Here is a 17,919-nt window from a genome sequence, read left to right on the forward strand (position 1 = left end):
ACTCATAATGGATCTAGGGCCTGCGGTGTGCAGGCTGCCTCTCTTTGCCCTGAAAAACCAGATCGGCCATGCCCATCTCCGTCCTGTTGATCGAAGACGACCGGGAGCACGCACGGGCGCTCGTCGATGCATTGGTGGACCCCTGGCTGGGCTGGCGGGTGGAGGTGGCGCCCTCGCTGGCACAGGCCCAGGCATGGCTGCAGGACCACACCCCGGACATCCTGCTGGTCTGCCAGCATTTCTCAGACGGCTCGGCGTACGACGTGCTCGAGCGCATGGGCCGCATACCGGCCTTGATCATCGTGGACGCCGGGGCCGACGCGCAGGCGGCGCACGCCATGCGCCATGGCTTTGCCGACTTCACCATCCGCGACCCCGGCTGCAACTACCTGCTGGCCCTGCCCGCGCAGATCGAGGCCGTGCTTGAGCGCAGCAGCAGCGTGCGCGCCCGGCGCGCCGCCGAGGCCATGCTGGCACGCCAGCACCGGCTGCTGCAGGCGATCTCGCGCGCACAGGCCGTGTTCATTGCCAGCTCGGCCCCGCGCGCTGCCTTCGATGCGCTGCTGCACGAGCTCATGGAGCTGACCGGGAGCCGGTTCGGGCTGGTCGGGCAGGTGCAGCGCACGGCCGAGGGCAAGCCCTTTCTGCGCATGCATTCCATGACCGACGTGGCGTGGGACGAGGCCACGCGCGCGCGCTACACCCGGGACGCGGAGGAGGGCCGGGTCTTCGACGACCTCGACTCCCTGCCCGGCCAGGCGATGCTCACCGAAAAGCCCGTGGTCATCAACGACGCAGCGGGCGACAGCCGCAGCGCCGGCATGCCGCCGGGGCACCCGCCCGTGGTCTCGTACCTGGGCCTGCCCATCCTGGCCTCGGGCGAGCTCGTCGCCGTGGTGGGGCTGGCCAACCGGCCAGAGGGCTACACCGCAGCCGACGTGCAGTTCCTGCAGCCGCTCTTGAGCACCGTGGGCCAGCTGGAGCTGGCGCGGCGGGCCGAACTCGCCCGCCGGCAGGTGGAGCAAGAGCTGGCGCACACCAGCGCGCTGCTGGCCGAAAAGACACGCGCGCTGCAGAGCACGCTGGCCAGCGTGTCGCAGGGCATCACCAACGTCGATGGCGAAGGCCGCATTCGCGTCTACAACCAGCGCTACCTGGAGCTCCTGAACCTGCCCGAGGAACTGCTCGCGGGCGAACCCCGGGTGGAGGAGGTGGTGCGCTTCCAGACCGAGCGCGGGGATTTCGGCACAGGCTTCCAGCTGATCGAGTCCAAGGCCCGGGACTATGTGGGTGCCGAGTACGCCGCGCACGGGGGCAAGCTGACCATGCCGGACAGCTACATCCGCCGCACGGTCACGGGCCGCTTCATCGAGGTGCGCACGCGCCCTCTGGAAGGGGGCGGGCGCGTGCGCACCTTCACCGACGTGACCGACTACCTGGGCGCGCTGGAGGCCCTGCGCGAAAGCGAGGCCCGCTGGCGCAGCCTCACACAGCTGTCGTCTGACTGGTACTGGGAGCAGGATGCCGAGTTCCGCTTCGTGCGCCTGGAAGGCAGTCCGCAGAACAAGATGGACCTGCCCGACAACCAGCTCTACGGCCTTACGCGCTGGGAACTGCCCAACACCTTTGCGGACGACGGCCAGTGGCGCGCGCACCGCGAACAGCTCGAGCAGCGCCAGGTGTTCCGCAATTTCGAGATCCAGCGCATGTCGGCGCAGGGGGATCCCCTGTGGGTGTCCATCAGCGGCGAGCCGATCTTCAACGCCGAAGGCGAATTCACCGGCTACCGCGGGCTGGCCCGCGACATCACGGAGCGCAAGCGTGCCGAGGCCGAGATCCAGCGCCTGGCGTTCTACGACGAGCTGACCAAACTGCCCAACCGGCGCCTGCTGCTCGATCGGCTGGAGCGCGTGGCGACGGCCTGCGAGCGCGATGGCCAGCATGGCGCCCTGCTGTTTCTGGACCTGGACAACTTCAAGGGCATCAACGACACCATGGGCCACGAATGGGGCGACCGCCTGCTGGTGCAGGTGGGCATGCGGCTGCGTGCCAGCGTGCGCGCCACCGACACCGTGGCGCGCCTGGGAGGCGACGAATTCGTGGTGGTGCTCCAGGGCCTGAGCAGCGGGGAGACTGGCGCCGCCGTGGAATCGGAGGCCGTGGCCCAGAAGGTGCTGCAGGCCCTCAACGAGCCCTACGACATGGATGGCAGCGAGCTGCACAGCACGCCCAGCATCGGCATCGCGCTGTTCCGCGACCGGCAGCAGCCCGTCAACGAACTGCTCAAGCGGGCTGACCTGGCGATGTACCAGGCCAAGTCCCAGGGGCGCAATACGCTGTGCTTCTTCGACCCCGCCATGCAGGCCGCGGCCACGGCACGCTCGGCGCTGGAGGGCGACATTCGCCAGGGCATACAGCGCAACGAGTTCCTGCTGCACTACCAGCCCGTGGTCAACGCCACCGGCCAGACCATGGGCGCCGAGGCCCTGGTGCGCTGGCAGCACCCGCAGCGTGGCATGGTGCCGCCCGGCCAGTTCATTCCACTGGCCGAGCAGACGGGCCTGATCCTGCCCCTGGGCCAGCGCGTGCTGCACCTGGCCTGCGAGCAACTGGCGCGCTGGAACCGGGAGCCGGGCACCCAGGCCTGGACCGTGGCCGTGAACGTGAGCGCGCAGGAGTTTCGCCACACCGAATTCGTGCCCCAGGTGCTGCAGGCGCTGTACACCACGGGCGCGGACCCCGGGCGGCTCAAGCTGGAGCTGACCGAAAGCCTGCTGCTCTCGGACGTGGAGGAGAGCATCGTCAAGATGCAGGTGCTGCGCAACCTGGGCGTGGGCTTCTCGCTCGATGATTTCGGCACCGGCTACTCCTCGCTCTCCTACCTCAAGCGGTTGCCGCTGGACCAGCTCAAGATCGACCAGAGCTTCGTGCGCGACGTGCTCACCGACCCCAACGATGCGGCCATCGCCTGCACCATCGTCGCGCTGGCCCACAGCCTGGGCCTGGACGTGGTGGCCGAAGGGGTGGAGACCGAAGGCCAGCACGACTTCCTGCTGCGCAACGGCTGCCAGCAGTTCCAGGGCTACCTGTTCGGGCGCCCGGGCCCGGCGCAGGCATTGCTGCCCGGCTGACCCGGCCCGTCAGCCGTTGAGCAGCTTGGCTTGGGCAAGGCTCAGCGCCGCAGGGTGGCCCGACAGCACCAGCGTGTCGCCCTCGGCCAGCGCTGCGCCGTCGACCGCTGCGCTCACATGGCCGTTGGCGCGGCGCAGGTTGACCACGCGCACGCCCATGGCCGGCAGGGCCAGCTCGCCCAGGACCTGGCCCAAGGTCTGGGCGCCCGAGGGCAGGGTGACGGTGGCCAGGCGCTCCTGGTCGCGCTCGTTGACGGTGTCGTCATCAGCCCCGTGGAAATAGCCGCGCAGCAGGTTGTAGCGCGCGTCGCGCTGGTCCTGCACCAGGCGCAGCACGCGGCGCATGGGCACGCCGACCAGGGCCAGCGCATGGCTGGCCAGCATCAGCGAGCCTTCGATAGCCTCGGGCACGACCTCGGTAGCGCCCGCCTCCTGCAGCTTGTCCAGGTGCAGGTCGTCCTGGGTGCGCACCACCACCGGCACCTGGGGCGCATGGCTGCGGGTATTGGCCAGCACCTTGAGGGCGGCAGGCACATCGATATAGGTGACCGCCACGGCACTGGCGCGCACCAGGCCGGCCGCCATGAGGGCCTGCAGGCGCGTGGCATCGCCATACACCACCGAGTCGCCGGCCGCAGCGGCCTGGCGCACGCGGTCCGGGTCCAGGTCCAACGCCATGTAGGGGATGCCCTCCTGCTCCAGCATGCGTGCCAGGTTCTGGCCGCAGCGCCCGTAGCCACAGATGATCACGTGCTTGCTCGAATTGATGGATTTGCGCGCGATGGTCGTCATCTGCAGCGACTGCTGCAGCCAGTCGCTGGCCACCAGCTTCATCACGATGCGGTTGCTGTACATGATGAGGAAGGGCGTAGCCAGCATGGACAGCACCATGGCGGCCAGGATGGGGTTCATGAGCGCGGGCTGCACCAGCCCGTTGTTCTGGGTTAGCGTCAGCAGCACGAAGCCGAACTCGCCCGCCTGAGCCAGGTACAGCCCCGTGCGCATCGAAACGCCGGTGGTGGCACCCATGGCCCGCGCCAGCACCAGGATGACCGCGAGCTTGAGCGACAGCGGCACCACCACCAGCGTCAGCACCAGGCCCCAGCGGTCCACCAGGATGTGCCAGTCCAGCATCATGCCGATGGTGATGAAGAACAGCCCGAGCAGCACGTCGTGGAAGGGGCGGATGTCGGTGCCCACCTGGTGGCTGTACTCGGTCTCGGAGACCAGCACGCCGGCAATGAAGGCGCCCAGCGCCAGACTCAGGCCCGCCAGCTCGGTCAGCCAGGCCAGGCCCAGGGTGATCAAGAGCAGGTTGAGCATGAACAGCTCCTCGCTCTTGCGGCGCGCCACCAGGGTCAGCCACCAGCGCATCACGCGCTGGCCGCCGGTGAGCAGCAGGCCCACCAGCACGGTGGCCTTGATCAAGGCCCAGCCCAGGGACCCCAGCAACTGGTCGGGCGTGGAGCCCAGCGCGGGGATCAGCACCAACAGCGGCACCACCGCCAGATCCTGGAACAGCAGGATGCCCATGACATTGCGGCCATGCTCGCTTTCAAGTTCGGCGCGCTCGGACATGAGCTTGACCACGATGGCGGTGCTGCTCATCACCATCACGCCCGACAGGGCCAGCGCCGTCTGCCAGCCCATGTCCCACACCCCGCCCAGCACCCGCGAAAGTATGAGCGATCCGCCGGTGACCAGGGTCATGGTCACCACCACCTGCATCAGCCCCAGGCCGAACACCTGGCGGCGCATGGCGCGCAGCTTGGGCAGGCTGAACTCCAGCCCGATGGCGAACATCAGGAACACCACGCCGAATTCACCCAGATGCCGCACCCCCTCGGAGTTCTGCGCCAGCGCCAGTGCATGGGGCCCGATCAGTACGCCGGCAGCGAGGTAGCCCAGCATGGGCGGCAACTTCAGGCTGCGGCAGACCACCACGCCCAGCACTGCGGCCAGAAGGTAGAGCAGGGTGAGGGCGAGTGAGGACATAGGCTGATGCTATCCGAGCCCAGGCAGGCCGGTCGATAGAATCTCGCGCATGACCCCCGCTTCCCCCGTGCTTCCCCCCTTCGATGCCGAGAAGGCCCTGCGCCTGGCCCGCGAGACCTTCGACATCGAGGCCGCCGCCCTGAACGCGCTGGCCGCCCGCGTGGATGCACGCTTTGCACAGGCCGTGCAGATGGCGCTGTCCATCCGCGGCCGGGTGGTCGTGATGGGCATGGGCAAGAGCGGCCATGTGGGCCGCAAGATTGCAGCCACCCTGGCCTCCACGGGCACCCCAGCCTTTTTCGTGCACCCGGGCGAGGCCAGCCATGGCGACCTGGGCATGGTGACAGAGCACGACATGGTGCTGGCCATCTCCAACAGCGGCGAAAGCGGCGAGCTCACCGCCATCCTGCCGGTGCTCAAGCGCCTGGGGGTTCCGCTGCTGGCCCTGACCGGTGGCCTGGACTCCACCCTGGCGCGCCATGCCGATCTGGTGCTCGACTGCAGCGTCGGCCGCGAGGCCTGCCCGCTGAATCTGGCCCCCACCGCGAGCACCACCGCCCAGCTGGCCATGGGCGACGCACTGGCCGTGGCCCTGCTCGATGCACGGGGCTTTCGGCCCGAGGATTTCGCCCGCTCGCACCCTGGGGGTGCGCTGGGCCGCAAGCTGCTGACCCATGTGAGCGACGTCATGCGCTCGGGCAGCGACGTGCCGCGCGTGGCACCCGAGGCCTCGTTCAGCGAGCTGATGCGCGAGATGAGCGCCAAGGGCCTGGGTGCATCGGCCATCGTCGACCCCGCTGGCCAGATCCTGGGCATCTTCACCGACGGCGACCTGCGCCGGCGCATCGAGGCCGGTGCCGACCTGCGCGCCGCCAGCGCCGCCGAGGTCATGCACTCCTCGCCCCGGCGCATTGCCCCCGATGCCCTGGCCGTGGACGCCGCCGAGCTCATGGAGGCCCACGGCATCACCAGCGTGCTGGTGGTGGATGCCGCCGGCGCGCTCGTGGGCGTCGTGCACATCGGCGACCTGATGCGCGCCAAGGTGATCTGAGCCATGGCGACCCCCCTTTCCGTGCAGCCGGCCCTGACCTTCGCACCCGAGCTGCTGCTGCTCGCCCAGGGCGTGCGGGTGGCGTTTTTCGACGTGGACGGCGTGCTCACCGACGGCAGCCTGCTGTTCACCGACGCCGGTGAAACCATCAAGCGCTTCAACACCCTGGACGGCCACGGCCTCAAGCTGCTGCAAAAGGCGGGCATCACCCCCGCGGTGATCACCGGGCGCGACTCGGCCCCGCTGCGCGTGCGCCTCAAGGCCCTGGGCGTGGAGCATGCAGTCTTCGGCACCGAGGACAAGCGCCCTGCGGCCGAGGACATCCTGGCCCGCCTGGGCCTGTCCTGGGCGCAGGCCGCCGCCATGGGTGACGACTGGCCCGACCTACCGGTGATGCGCCGCAGCGCACTGGCCTGCGCACCGGCCAATGCCCAGACCGAGGTGCGCCACAACGCGCACTACGTCACGGCGGCGCACGGTGGCGATGGCGCCGCGCGCGAGTTCTGCGACCTGCTGCTCGTGGCCACGGGACACTACGCCCGCCTGCTGGCAGACTACACGGCATGACGATTTCTCCCATGCGCCTTTGCACCACCATGCCAGCCCCGCAGGCAGGAGGCCACCCATGAGCCGCCGCCGCATGCTCCAGCAAAGCTGGGAGCGCATCACGCTGTACCTGCCTGTGCTGATCATGGGCCTTTTGGCCCTGGGCACTTGGTGGCTGGTGCGCAATGCGCCCATGCCCCTGGCCCCCACCACCGAGAAGGCCCGCAGCAACCAGCCCGACTATGCGATGAAGGCGTTTTCGGTGAAGAGCTTCGATGCCAAGGGCCGGCTGCAAAGCGAGGTGCAGGGCGACCTGGCACGGCACTTCCCCGACACGGACACGCTGGAGATCGATCACGCGCGCATGCGCTCGGTGGCCATCGACGGGCGCCTGACCCTGGCCACGGCCAACCGGGCGCTGAGCAATGCCGACGGCAGCGAGGTGCAGCTGTTTGGCAACGCCATCGTCACGCGCGAGCCGCTGCCTGCCCGCGCCGGTGTGGCCGCCCAGCCGCGCATGGAGTTCCGCAGCGAGTTCCTGCACGCCTTCACCCAGACCGAGCGCGTGCGCTCGGACAAGCCGGTGGTGCTGACCCGGGGCAACGACCGCTTCACGGCCGATGGCATGGACTACGACAATCTCGACCAGGTGCTGCAGCTGCACGGTCGGGTCAAGGGCCTGCTCATGCCAGGCCCCGCCAGGTAGGTCCCGGTTGACACCCCCACCACCCAAAGCCCACCCATGACACTGCCGCAGCAACCTCTCGCTTTCATCACGGGTGCCTCCAGCGGCATCGGCCAGGCCCTGGCCCTGCGCTTTCACCAGGCGGGCTACCGCCTGGCCCTGGTGGCGCGCCGCACCGAGGAGGTCAAGGCCTGGGCGATCGCGCAAGGCATCGACCCGGCTAACTACGAGATCTACAGTGCCGACGTCTCGGTGGTGGACAGCATCGTCGCCGCTGGGCACGACTGCCTGGCGCGCCAGGGCACGCCCGACGTGGTGATCGCCAACGCTGGCATCAGCGTGGGCATGGACACGGCTGTGCGGGGCGACATCGACGTCATGGCCCGCACCTTCGCCACCAACAACATCGGCATGGCCGCCACCTTCCACCCCTTCGTCGACGCCATGGTTCAGCGCAAGAGCGGCACCTTCGTGGGCATCGGTAGCGTTGCCGGCATCCGCGGCCTGCCCGGGCACGGTGCCTACTGCGGCAGCAAGGCGGCGGTCATCAGCTACTGCGAGAGCCTGCGCGGCGAGATGCGGCCCCATGGCGTGCGCGTGGTCACCATCTCGCCAGGCTACATCGACACGCCGCTGACCCAGCACAACCGCTATGGCATGCCCTTCCTCATGAAGGCCGGGGATTTTGCCGAGCGGGCATTCCGGGCCATCACTGCAGGCGCCACCTACCGCGTGATTCCCTGGCAGATGGGGGTGGTCGCCAAACTCATGCGCCTGCTGCCCAACGTGGTGTTCGACAAGGCGCTGGCGGGCCGGCCGCGCAAGCGCAGAATGAACGAGTAGCCCCCTGAATCGCTTCGCGCCGTCCCCCAGCACGGCGGGGCGGCCCTTGCCATAAAGCACGAAAGGCACTCCTTTCGCAGGCTTCAGACGTGAAAAAAGCCCCCGAAGGGGCTTTGTTGCTGGGGAGGATGGGGCTCAGTAGCCGCCGTTGCCGCCACCGCCGTAGCCGCCGCCACCACCGCTGCGGCCACCGCCGCCACCGCCGTTGCGCGAACCGGAGCCGTAGGGGCTGCGAAAGCCGCCTTCGCTGCGGCCACCACCACCACCGTAGCCGCCACCGCCGCCGCCATCACCGCGACCGCCGCCATAGCCACCACCGCCGCCTTCACGGCCACCACCTCCGCCGCCGTAGCCGCCGCCACCGCCTTCACGGCCGCCGCCACCACCGTAGCCGCCACCGCCGCCGCTGCGACCACCACCACCGCCGCCATAACCGCCACCACCACCGCCGCCGAAACCACCGCTGCGCGGTGGGCGGGGCTCCATGGGACGTGCTTCATTCACCACGATGCTGCGGCCACCCAGGGGCTGGCCATTCATGCCGTTGATGGCGGCCTGGGCTTCGGGGTCACTGCCCATTTCAACAAATCCGAAACCCTTGGAGCGGCCCGTGTCACGCTCCATCATCACTTTGGCACTGGTCACTGCGCCAAATTGGCCAAAGGCCTGCTCCAGATCGCTGTCACGTACCGAGTACGGCAAATTGCCAACGTACAGTTTGTTGCCCATCGAGGGACTCCTCAAAAACACATGGATAAAGCGATGGAGTCCCGATACCGCAGCCAGCTAATCTCAATGACGCTCTCAGCGCGAAACTGACGGATCACCGCAAACTTGAGACGGGCAAAAACCCGCCAACCCATTATGCGCCACAAATTTCCCAAAAAAGCAAGCTGCATGACAGCCCCGGGCCCGGTGTGGTGACAATGCCGCAGGCATGAAAAAAGGAGCCCGAAGGCTCCTTGTTTTTGTCGTCAGCAGGCCAGGCCTGCCGGGACGGGTGTGCGCTTAGTAGCTGCTACGGCCACCGCCGTAACCACCACCACCGCCGCCACCGCTACGGCCGCCACCGCCGCCGCCGTAACCGCCGCCGCCGCCACCACCGTAGCCGCCGCCACCACCACCGCCGCCACCGAAGCCACCGCTACGGGGAGCGCGGGGCTCCATTGGGCGGGCTTCGTTGACCACGAGGTCACGGCCACCGAAGTTGGTGCCATGCACGCCTTGAATGGCGGCTTGTGCTTCGGCATCGCTGCCCATTTCGACAAAGCCGAAACCCTTGGAACGACCGGTGTCGCGCTCCATCATGACCTTGGCGCTGCCAACCGAGCCGTACTGGCTGAAGGTTTGCTGCAGGTCTTCGTCGCGGAAGCTGTAGGGCAGGTTGCCCACGTAAAGTTTGTTGCCCATGAAGGACTCCTGAAAAAACATGAAAACGCGATGGAGCCCGACGCAATCAACAAACCTGTGACGACTTCAAAGACGCGAAACTGACCATTCACCGCTAACCTAACTGCCTTGCTGCTAAGCAGAAAAGCGAAGCCATTATTAATCACTTTTGTCGCTTGTGGGGGTTTATTTCAGCAAACGCTTCGAAGACCTGCTTTTTATCCACCAGGGGTGGGCAGGGTTTCACCTTAGATTCGTCTACAATCGACGGGTCTTTGGGGAGTAGCCCGCCCGGTCGCAACATGCGCCGGGGGCATGCGTCAACACACTTGGGTTCCTTGAAACCTATGGCGCATGCGGTTCTTGAGCTGGGCGAGACCATTGACTGCATGCCGATCCAATGGCCGGAGTCGGGGTGCAGTCAATGCGCGTCTCATAACAATCCGGCCGGATTGACCCCACCCCATGGAAGCCTTCTTCGTTTCGACCGCCATCGTCGCCCTTGCCGAGATGGGCGACAAGACCCAACTGCTGGCACTGGTACTCGCTGCCCGTTTCCGCAAACCCTGGCCCATCGTCCTCGGAATCCTGGTCGCCACGCTGGCCAACCACGGCCTGGCTGGCGCGTTGGGCGCCTGGGTCACCACCATGCTGGGACCGCAGATGCTGCGCTGGATCCTGGGCGCATCCTTCATCGCCATGGCTATCTGGATGCTGATCCCCGACAAGCTCGACGAGGAAGAGACCGGCGGCACCCCGCGCTGGGGCGTCTTCGGCACCACGCTGATCGCCTTCTTCCTGGCCGAGATGGGTGACAAGACCCAGATCGCCACGGTGATGCTCGCCGCCCAGTACAACGCCTACCTGTGGGTGGTGATGGGCACCACGCTCGGCATGATGCTGGCCAACGCCCCCGTGGTGTGGCTGGGCGAGCGCATCACACGGCGCGTGCCGATCCGTGCGGTGCACCTGGTGTCCGCAGGCATCTTCCTGGTCCTGGGCGGCATCGCGCTGTTCGCACCCTTGGCCTCTTCCTGAGGGGGTGCGGCCGGCGCCCGGCTTTGGTATAGTTGCCCTCGCGCCGATTTGCCATAGCTTGCGGGCGCTTTATAAATTCTGCTAAAGACCCGACCGACACCCAAACCCCGGCCTCGTTTTTAGCGATGCCGGGTTTTTTTATGTCGTTCATTGCCACACCCCAGTCCATGCGTTTCGAGGAAGTGCTGCCGCTGCAGAGCGGTGCATCCATCCGCGACTACGTGCTGGCCTACGAAACCTACGGCACGCTCAACGCCGAGCGCTCCAACGCCGTGCTGGTCTGCCACGCCCTGAACGCCTCGCACCACGTGGCTGGCGTCTATGAAGGCCAGCCGCGCAGCGAGGGCTGGTGGGACAACATGATCGGCCCGGGCAAGCCGGTGGACACCAACCGCTTCTTCGTGATCGGCGTGAACAACCTGGGTTCGTGCTTCGGCTCCACGGGCCCCATGCACACCCACCCGGACACGGGCGAGGTCTACGGTGCCGATTTCCCGGTGGTGACGGTGGAGGACTGGGTCAACGCCCAGGCCCGCCTGCTCGACCGCCTGGGCATCACCCAATTGGCTGCCGTGCTCGGCGGCAGCCTGGGCGGCATGCAGGCCCTGGGCTGGACGCTGCAGTACCCCGAGCGCATGCGCCATGCGGTGGTGGTGGCCAGCGCACCCAACCTCACGGCCGAGAACATCGCTTTCAACGAAGTGGCGCGCCGCGCCATCGTCACCGACCCGGACTTCCATGGCGGCCACTTCTACCGCCACGGCGTGATTCCCCAGCGCGGCCTGCGCATCGCCCGCATGATCGGCCACATCACCTACCTCAGCGACGACGTGATGAACGAGAAGTTCGGGCGCCAGCTGCGCGAGGGCCTCACACCCAAATACTCCACGCAGGACATCGAGTTCCAGATCGAGAGCTACCTGCGCTACCAGGGCGACAAGTTCAGCGAGTATTTCGACGCCAACACCTACCTGCTGATCACCCGCGCGCTCGACTATTTCGACCCGGCGCTGCAGTACGGGGGCAGCCTCACCCAGGCGCTGGCCCGCGCAACGGCGAAATTTCTGCTCATCAGCTTCACCACCGACTGGCGTTTTTCCCCCCAGCGCAGCCGCGAGATCGTCAAGGCCCTGCTCGACAACCGCCGCCGCGTGAGCTACGCCGAGATCGACGCGCCACACGGGCACGACGCCTTCCTGCTCGACGACCCGCGCTACATGGACACCATGCGCTCGTATTTCGACGCCATTGCCAAGGAGCACCACGCATGACCGAGAAAGCCACCATGCAGGCGCTGGCGCGCCTGGTACCCACCGGTTCGCGCGTGCTCGACCTGGGCTGCGGCGATGGCGCCATGCTGTCCTACCTGCAGCGCGAACGCGGCTGCAGCGGCTACGGCATCGAGATCGCCGACGCCAATGTGCTGGCCTGCGTGCGCCGCGGGGTCGACGTGATCCAGCTCAACCTGGACGAAGGGCTGGCCATGTTCGGCGACAACAGCTTCGACGTGGTGCTGCAGATCGACACGCTGCAGCACCTGCGCAACGCCGAGGTGATGCTGCGCGAGACGGCCCGCGTAGGCCGCACCGGCATCGTCGCCTTCCCTAACTTCGCGCACTGGCCCAACCGCCTGTCCATCCTGCGCGGGCGCATGCCGGTCACGCGGCGCCTGCCCTACCAGTGGTACGACACGCCCAACATCCGCGTGGGCACCTACAAGGATTTCGAGGTGCTGGCATACAAGAACGAGCTGCGCGTGCTCGAATCCTTCGGCCTGCAGGATGGGCGCGAGGTGCGCGTATTGCCCAACGTGATGGCGGGCACGGCCGTATTCCACTTCGAACACGCCTGAACCCCAGCGCCATGCGCGCGTCACGCAAGGGGTTTATGGTGCGGGGCTTGCGACAACCGCCCCGGAGAACCCCATGCACCTCGCCCCCCTGAAGACCCTTCTCACTGCCGCCCTGGCCACCCTGGCCCTGGGCGCTGCCGCCCAGCCGGCCTGGCCGCCCACTCCCACGGTGATCGCGCACCGAGGTGCGTCGGCGCTGCGCCCCGAGCACACGCTGGCGGCCTACCAGAAGGCCATCGACGATGGCGCCGACATCATCGAGCCCGACCTGGTGATCACCAAGGACGGGGTGCTCGTGGCCCGGCACGAGAACGCCATCGCCATCCTCAACCCCGACGGCTCGGTGAAAGAGGCCACCACCGACGTGGTGGACCGCCCCGAGTTCGCGGCGCGCAAGGCCACACGCAGCATCGACGGCCAGGCCATCACCGGCTGGTTCACCGAAGACTTCACGCTGGCCGAACTCAAGACCCTGCGCGCGCGTGAACGCATACCGGCGCAGCGCCCGGCCAACGTGGCCTACAACGGCCAGTTCGAGATCCCCACGCTGCAGGAGGTGATCGACCTGGCCCGGGCCCAGAGCGCCAAGACCGGCCGCACCATCGGCATCTATCCCGAGACCAAGCACCCGACCTACTTCCAGTCCATCGGCCAGCCGCTGGAAGCACCGCTGCTTGCCGTGCTCGAAAAGAACGGCTGGAACCACAAGGACGCGCCGGTGTTCGTGCAGTCCTTCGAGGTGGCCAACCTGCAGGCCTTGCGCAAGCTGAGCACGGTGCGCCTGGTGCAGCTGGTCGCGCCCTCGGGCCGGCCTTACGACTTTGTCGCCCAGGGCGCTGCCAACACGCGCAGCTATGCCGACCTGGTCACGGCCGAAGGCCTCAGGCAGGTGGCAACCTACGCCAACGCCGTCGGCCCCTTCAAGACCCTGGTGGTGCCGGTGAAGGACGGTGTCCTGGGCGAGCCCACAGCGCTCGTGGCCAACGCCCGCGCGGCGGGCCTGGCGGTACACATCTGGACGCTGCGGCCCGAGAACAGCTTTTTGCCCACCAGCCTGCGCAAGGCCCCCGCCAGCGACGCCACGGCGCGCGGCGACAGCATCGCCGAGATCACGGCCTACCTGCGCGCGGGGGTGGACGGCTTCTTCACCGACGACTCGGCCGTGGGCCGCGCCGCCGTGCAGGCGTTTGGCAAGAAGTAGTCAAGAGGCCATCGCCGCAGCCGGGGCGCGGCCGCCATGCCGCGCCCCCAGCGCACGCGCCTGCGCCACCCAGGTGCCCAGGCGCTTCGCATCGGCCGTGCGCACGGGGCCGAAGCTGTGCACCTTGACGGGCCGGATGCCGCAGAACTCGAGGATGGCCTTCTTCATCTGGTGGTGTCCCGGCATGCGCGTCACCCAGCGGAAGTACCAGGGCGGCGAATCCATGGTCACCAGCAGCTCGGCCGTGCGCCCGGCCAGCAACTTGTCCCACAGCGAGGAGCCCTGGCGGTACTTGAAGGCATACCCGGGCAAAAACACCCGGTCGATGAAACCCTTCAACAGCGCCGGCATGGCGCCCCACCAGATGGGGTAAACCCAGACCAGGTGCTCGGCCCAGGTGATGTCGGCCTGCGCGGCCAGCAGGTCGGGCTCCAGCGGCTGCTCGCCCCGGTAGCCGGCATGCAGCAGGGGATCGAAGTGCAGGGTGGACAGATCCAGCCGCCGCACCTCGGCGCCAGCGGCCTGCGCACCCTCGGCGTAGGCGGTCGCCATGCCTGCGCACAGGCCGTTAGGGGCGGGGTGGCCAAGGATGACCAGAATGCGTTGCGCCACGAGAACTCCCGAAAAGTGGTTGGAAGCCCCATGCTCACCTTGCCCCACGGGGCAGAGTCAAGCAGCGGGATCAGGCTTTCCGGGAAAAGAAACGGCGTCAGGCGGTGGCGTGGCCAAGGGGGACCAATTGGCGCAATGGGCCCATGGGCACATCCGGCGCGCCGCAGGCCTGCGGCGTGGCGGGGACTGCCATGGCATCGCAGGCGTACAACTCGGCCTCCAGTGCCGCCAGTTGTCCATCGAGCGCTGCCAGGCGCGCTTGCTCCTGCGCCAGCGCCGCACGCCGCTGCGCCAGCAGACCGGCCATGCGTGCCCAACCAGCGCTGCTGTGCAGGTCGGGCAGGCCCTCCAGCTGCGCCAGGCTGAACCCCAGACCCTGCGCCTGGCGGATGAGCTGCACACGCGCCACGTCGCCCTCGCCGTAGTGGCGGTAGCTGCCATCGCGCGCCACCGTGCCCAGCAGGCCGCGCGCCTCGTACAGGCGGATGGCCTTGGGCGTGGTGCCGGTGCGTTGGGCAAGTTCTCCGATGCGCATGGGGGCGGCTCCTGAAGGGTGTGGGCGGTGGAGGGGAGGCTCCACCGCAAAATAGTAGCCTACGCACGTCCTGGCCTTCCAACTTTTGCCCACCACCATGCCCCAGTTCGCCGCCAACCTGAGCCTGATGTACACCGAGCTGCCCTTCCTCGCGCGCTTCGCCGCTGCCGCGCGCGATGGCTTTGCTGCGGTGGAATGCCAGTTTCCCTATGCCTTCGCACCAGCAGAGCTGGCGGCGCGGCTGGCCGACAACGGCCTGGCGATGGTGCTGTTCAACGCCCCGCCCAGCGGCACCGACCGCGCCAGCATGGCCACGGCCTGGGAGCAGCAGGCGCGCGGCACGGCGGCGATCCCGGGGCGCGAAGCGGAGTTCCGCCGCGGCGTGCAGGAGGCGCTGGAATATGCAGACGCCCTGGGCTGCCCACGCATCCACGTGCTGTCGGGCATGGTGCCAGCCGGGGTCGAGCGCGAATCGCTCAAGGGCCTGTGCGTGGACAACCTGCGCTGGGCGGCGGCCGAGGCTGCGAAGAGTGGGCGCGAGATCCTGATCGAGCCGATCAACCTGCGCGACATGCCGCGCTACTTCCTGAACCGCCAGGACCATGCCCATGAGCTGCTCGACGCCGCGCAGATGGACAACCTCAAGGTGCAGATGGACCTGTACCACTGCCAGATCGTGGAGGGCGACGTGGCCAGCAAGCTGCGCCGCTACCTGCCCACAGGCCGAGTGTCGCACCTGCAGGTGGCCGGCGTACCCGAGCGCCAGGAGCCCGACCGGGGCGAGCTGCACTACCCTTACCTGTTCGACCTGATCGACAGCCTGGGTTACGCCGGCTGGGTGGGCTGCGAGTACCGGCCCGCGGCCGGTACCTCCGAAGGCCTCGGATGGCTGGAGCGCACCCAATCGGGCCACTGACGCGCCACGCTCGCCATGCGGTACGCAGCTCTGCGTAAGGGAATGCGTGAATAAATGTAACAGGCGCTGGGGCTTAGAGTGAACGCAGACCGGCACAGCCGGCATTGCGCATTCACTTTCAGGAGACAAATCCCGTGTCAGCCCCCCTTGCCAACAACCGTTCCGTCGCGCGCCAGGTCACGCTCATGGCCATTGCCCTGGTAGCGCTGGTCATGGTGCTCGTGGGCCTGGCCATCGCCGTGCTGACCGAGCGCAACACCCGCGCCCAGTTGATCTCCAGCGTGGGCGACACGGCACAGAGCGTGGCCCAGTCGCTGGACGCGGCCGACAACACCAACCGCGAACTGGTGCAGCTCACGATGAAGGGCTTTCAGCGCTACTTCGATGCCACCATGCACCTGGACGAGGCCACGGGCGAGTTGCGCAGCTACGGCGCACTGGTCAATGAGGACTATGGCTCGGTGGACAAGTTTGCCAACGAGACTGGGGGCATCGCCACGGTGTTCGCGCGCAAGGGCGAGGAGTTCATGCGCATCACCACCTCGGTCAAGAACGACAAGGGCGAGCGCCAGCAGGGCACGCCGCTGGCGCGCATCGACCCGGCCTATGCGGCCGTGAGCAAGGGCGAACCCTACACCGGCGTCACCGTGGTGGGCGGCAAACCCTATATGGGCCATTACCTGCCCACCAAGGACGGCGCAGGCAAGGTGACGGCCGTGCTGTTCATCGGCAACGACATCAGCGTGTTCCACACCATGCTGCAAAAGCAGGTCGCGCAGACGCGCTTCTTCGAGCATGGCGGCACCTACGTGGTGAGCCCCGAGGCCGGGCTGGACAAGGCCCAGTTCGTCTACCACCCGAGCGCCGGCGGCAAGCGCGTGCTGGAGGCATCCCCCCAGGCCGGCCCGTTCCTGGAAGCACTGGCCGCGTCCAAGGACGGCTATGTGCGCGATGCCGCGCCGCTGCTTGGGCAAGGCGCAGAGGACCCCTTCGCCCTGGTGCGCAAGACCGCGGGCGGCTGGTGGGTAGTGGCCGAGGTGCCCTACGGCGAGGCCATGGCCGGCCAGCGCCGCGTGACCCTGGCCGTGTGGGCGCTGATGGCGGTGGCCGTGGCATTGCTGGCCGTGGGCCTGTTCCTGATGCTGCGCCGCGGCGTGAGCCGCCCGCTGCGCGACCTGACCCAGGCCATCACCCTTGTGGCGCAGGGCGACCTGACGCAGGTGTTCCACACCACGCGGCGCGACGAGATCGGCGCGCTGGTGCAGGAGGTCGAGGGCATGCGCCAGCGCTACACGCAGATGCTGCAGCAGGTACGCACCGCCGTGGACAGCATCGGCACCGCCAGCGCCGAGATCGCCAGCGGCAACCAGGACCTGTCTGCACGCACCGAGGCCACGGCCAGCAGTCTGGCGCAGACGGCCCAGAGCATGGACCAGCTGACCACCACCGTGCGCCAGTCGGCCGACGCCGCGCGCCAGGCCAACCAGTTGGCCAACACCGCCGCCGAAGTGGCCGCGCGCGGCGGGCAGGTGGTGGGCCAGGTGGTGACCACCATGGGCGAGATCAACCAGAGTTCCCGCAAGATCGCCGACATCATCGGCGTGATCGACTCGATTGCCTTCCAGACCAATATCCTGGCACTGAATGCCGCCGTCGAAGCGGCCCGCGCCGGAGAGCAGGGCCGGGGCTTTGCCGTGGTGGCCAGCGAGGTGCGCAGCCTGGCAGGGCGCAGCGCGGACGCGGCCAAGGAGATCAAGCAACTGATCAACGCCTCGGTGGAGCGCGTCGAATCGGGCGCGCGCCTGGTGCACAACGCAGGCACCACCATGGACGAGATCGTGGGCTCGGTGCAGCGCGTGGGCCACATCATCGGCGAGATCACGGCCGCCTCGGGCGCGCAGTCGGACGGCATCGGCCAGGTCAACACCGCCGTGAACCAGCTCGACCAGATGACGCAGCAGAACGCCGCCCTGGTCGAGGAATCGGCCGCCGCCGCGCACAGCCTGCGCGAGCAGGCCACCCGGCTGGCCGGCGCAGTGCAGGTGTTCAAGCTATCGGGCGTGCCGGCACTGGGCCTGTCGGCGGTGGAGGTGCCCGCCCTGCAGTAGGCGTGGCCAGCACTTTT

The 17,919-nt window shown here is 67.9% G+C and carries 16 protein-coding genes and 1 riboswitch; of the genes, 11 read left to right on the top strand and 5 right to left on the bottom strand.

Going from position 1 to position 17,919, the window contains the following annotated elements; genetic code table 11:
* The first annotated feature begins 68 nt into the window (after positions 1–68).
* Positions 69–3,131 carry an EAL domain-containing protein gene (locus QYL93_RS23510; RefSeq protein WP_305745924.1) on the top strand — a complete coding sequence of 1,021 codons (3,063 nt, stop codon included), beginning with the start codon at positions 69–71 and terminating at the stop codon, positions 3,129–3,131.
* Between the two features lie 9 nt (positions 3,132–3,140).
* On the opposite strand, the gene QYL93_RS23515 is transcribed toward QYL93_RS23510, so the two are convergent.
* Positions 3,141–5,126 carry a cation:proton antiporter gene (locus QYL93_RS23515; protein WP_305745925.1) on the bottom strand — a complete coding sequence of 662 codons (1,986 nt, stop codon included), beginning with the start codon at positions 5,124–5,126 and terminating at the stop codon, positions 3,141–3,143.
* 49 nt (positions 5,127–5,175) lie between these two features.
* Between QYL93_RS23515 and QYL93_RS23520 the strand changes: the two genes are divergently transcribed.
* Genes QYL93_RS23520 through QYL93_RS23535 form a run of 4 tightly spaced genes read left to right on the top strand, consistent with a single transcriptional unit; the run spans position 5,176 to position 8,251 of the window.
* Positions 5,176–6,177: a KpsF/GutQ family sugar-phosphate isomerase gene (locus QYL93_RS23520; RefSeq protein WP_305745926.1), complete on the top strand. Its 1,002-nt coding sequence runs from the start codon at positions 5,176–5,178 to the stop codon at positions 6,175–6,177.
* Between the two features lie 3 nt (positions 6,178–6,180).
* Positions 6,181–6,744, top strand: coding sequence for an HAD family hydrolase (locus tag QYL93_RS23525; RefSeq protein ID WP_305745927.1), 564 nt, complete (start codon positions 6,181–6,183; stop codon positions 6,742–6,744).
* Between the two features lie 58 nt (positions 6,745–6,802).
* Positions 6,803–7,429 carry an LPS export ABC transporter periplasmic protein LptC gene (lptC, locus tag QYL93_RS23530; protein ID WP_305745928.1) on the top strand — a complete coding sequence of 209 codons (627 nt, stop codon included), beginning with the start codon at positions 6,803–6,805 and terminating at the stop codon, positions 7,427–7,429.
* A gap of 36 nt (positions 7,430–7,465) precedes the next feature.
* A complete protein-coding gene (locus QYL93_RS23535; protein ID WP_305745929.1) occupies positions 7,466–8,251 on the top strand; it encodes an SDR family oxidoreductase in 786 nt (261 codons plus the stop codon).
* A 135-nt stretch (positions 8,252–8,386) separates the two neighbouring features.
* On the opposite strand, the gene QYL93_RS23540 is transcribed toward QYL93_RS23535, so the two are convergent.
* Together QYL93_RS23540 and QYL93_RS23545 are read right to left on the bottom strand one after the other, a co-directional pair.
* Positions 8,387–8,980 (bottom strand): RNA-binding protein, encoded by a 594-nt coding sequence (locus tag QYL93_RS23540; RefSeq protein WP_305745930.1) that lies wholly within the window; start codon positions 8,978–8,980, stop codon positions 8,387–8,389.
* 279 nt (positions 8,981–9,259) lie between these two features.
* Entirely contained in the window at positions 9,260–9,661 is a 402-nt protein-coding gene (locus QYL93_RS23545) for an RNA-binding protein (protein ID WP_057200811.1), read from the bottom strand.
* 244 nt (positions 9,662–9,905) lie between these two features.
* Positions 9,906–10,083: riboswitch (yybP-ykoY riboswitch) on the top strand.
* A gap of 22 nt (positions 10,084–10,105) precedes the next feature.
* Here QYL93_RS23545 and QYL93_RS23550 point away from each other — a divergent pair.
* The 4 genes from QYL93_RS23550 to QYL93_RS23565 all read left to right on the top strand — a co-directional run bounded on the left by QYL93_RS23550 (position 10,106) and on the right by QYL93_RS23565 (position 13,731).
* Positions 10,106–10,678 carry a TMEM165/GDT1 family protein gene (locus QYL93_RS23550; protein ID WP_057200536.1) on the top strand — a complete coding sequence of 191 codons (573 nt, stop codon included), beginning with the start codon at positions 10,106–10,108 and terminating at the stop codon, positions 10,676–10,678.
* Between the two features lie 140 nt (positions 10,679–10,818).
* A complete protein-coding gene (locus QYL93_RS23555) occupies positions 10,819–11,949 on the top strand; it encodes a homoserine O-acetyltransferase (protein WP_057266947.1) in 1,131 nt (376 codons plus the stop codon).
* A complete protein-coding gene (gene metW / locus QYL93_RS23560) occupies positions 11,946–12,530 on the top strand; it encodes a methionine biosynthesis protein MetW (RefSeq protein WP_305745931.1) in 585 nt (194 codons plus the stop codon). The genes QYL93_RS23555 and metW overlap by 4 nt, the downstream gene beginning before the upstream one ends.
* 73 nt (positions 12,531–12,603) lie before the next feature.
* Positions 12,604–13,731: a glycerophosphodiester phosphodiesterase gene (locus QYL93_RS23565; RefSeq protein WP_305745932.1), complete on the top strand. Its 1,128-nt coding sequence runs from the start codon at positions 12,604–12,606 to the stop codon at positions 13,729–13,731.
* Here the strand turns inward: QYL93_RS23565 and QYL93_RS23570 are convergent, their stop codons facing one another.
* Together QYL93_RS23570 and QYL93_RS23575 are read right to left on the bottom strand one after the other, a co-directional pair.
* Positions 13,732–14,343, bottom strand: a complete 612-nt coding sequence (locus QYL93_RS23570) for an NAD(P)H-dependent oxidoreductase (protein WP_305745933.1) — start codon at positions 14,341–14,343, stop codon at positions 13,732–13,734.
* 97 nt (positions 14,344–14,440) lie between these two features.
* The gene (locus QYL93_RS23575) at positions 14,441–14,878 is read right to left on the bottom strand and encodes a MerR family transcriptional regulator (protein ID WP_305745934.1); all 438 of its coding nucleotides are present in this window, start codon (positions 14,876–14,878) and stop codon (positions 14,441–14,443) included.
* A 97-nt stretch (positions 14,879–14,975) separates the two neighbouring features.
* Between QYL93_RS23575 and otnI the strand changes: the two genes are divergently transcribed.
* The gene (otnI, locus tag QYL93_RS23580; protein WP_305745935.1) at positions 14,976–15,794 is read left to right on the top strand and encodes a 2-oxo-tetronate isomerase; all 819 of its coding nucleotides are present in this window, start codon (positions 14,976–14,978) and stop codon (positions 15,792–15,794) included.
* Positions 15,795–15,928: 134 nt separating this feature from the next.
* Positions 15,929–17,902, top strand: a complete 1,974-nt coding sequence (locus QYL93_RS23585; protein WP_305745936.1) for a methyl-accepting chemotaxis protein — start codon at positions 15,929–15,931, stop codon at positions 17,900–17,902.
* The last annotated feature ends 17 nt before the right edge of the window (positions 17,903–17,919 follow it).

The organism is Acidovorax sp. A1169, from assembly GCF_030704685.1.
In the GTDB taxonomy this organism is placed as follows: domain Bacteria; phylum Pseudomonadota; class Gammaproteobacteria; order Burkholderiales; family Burkholderiaceae_C; genus Acidovorax.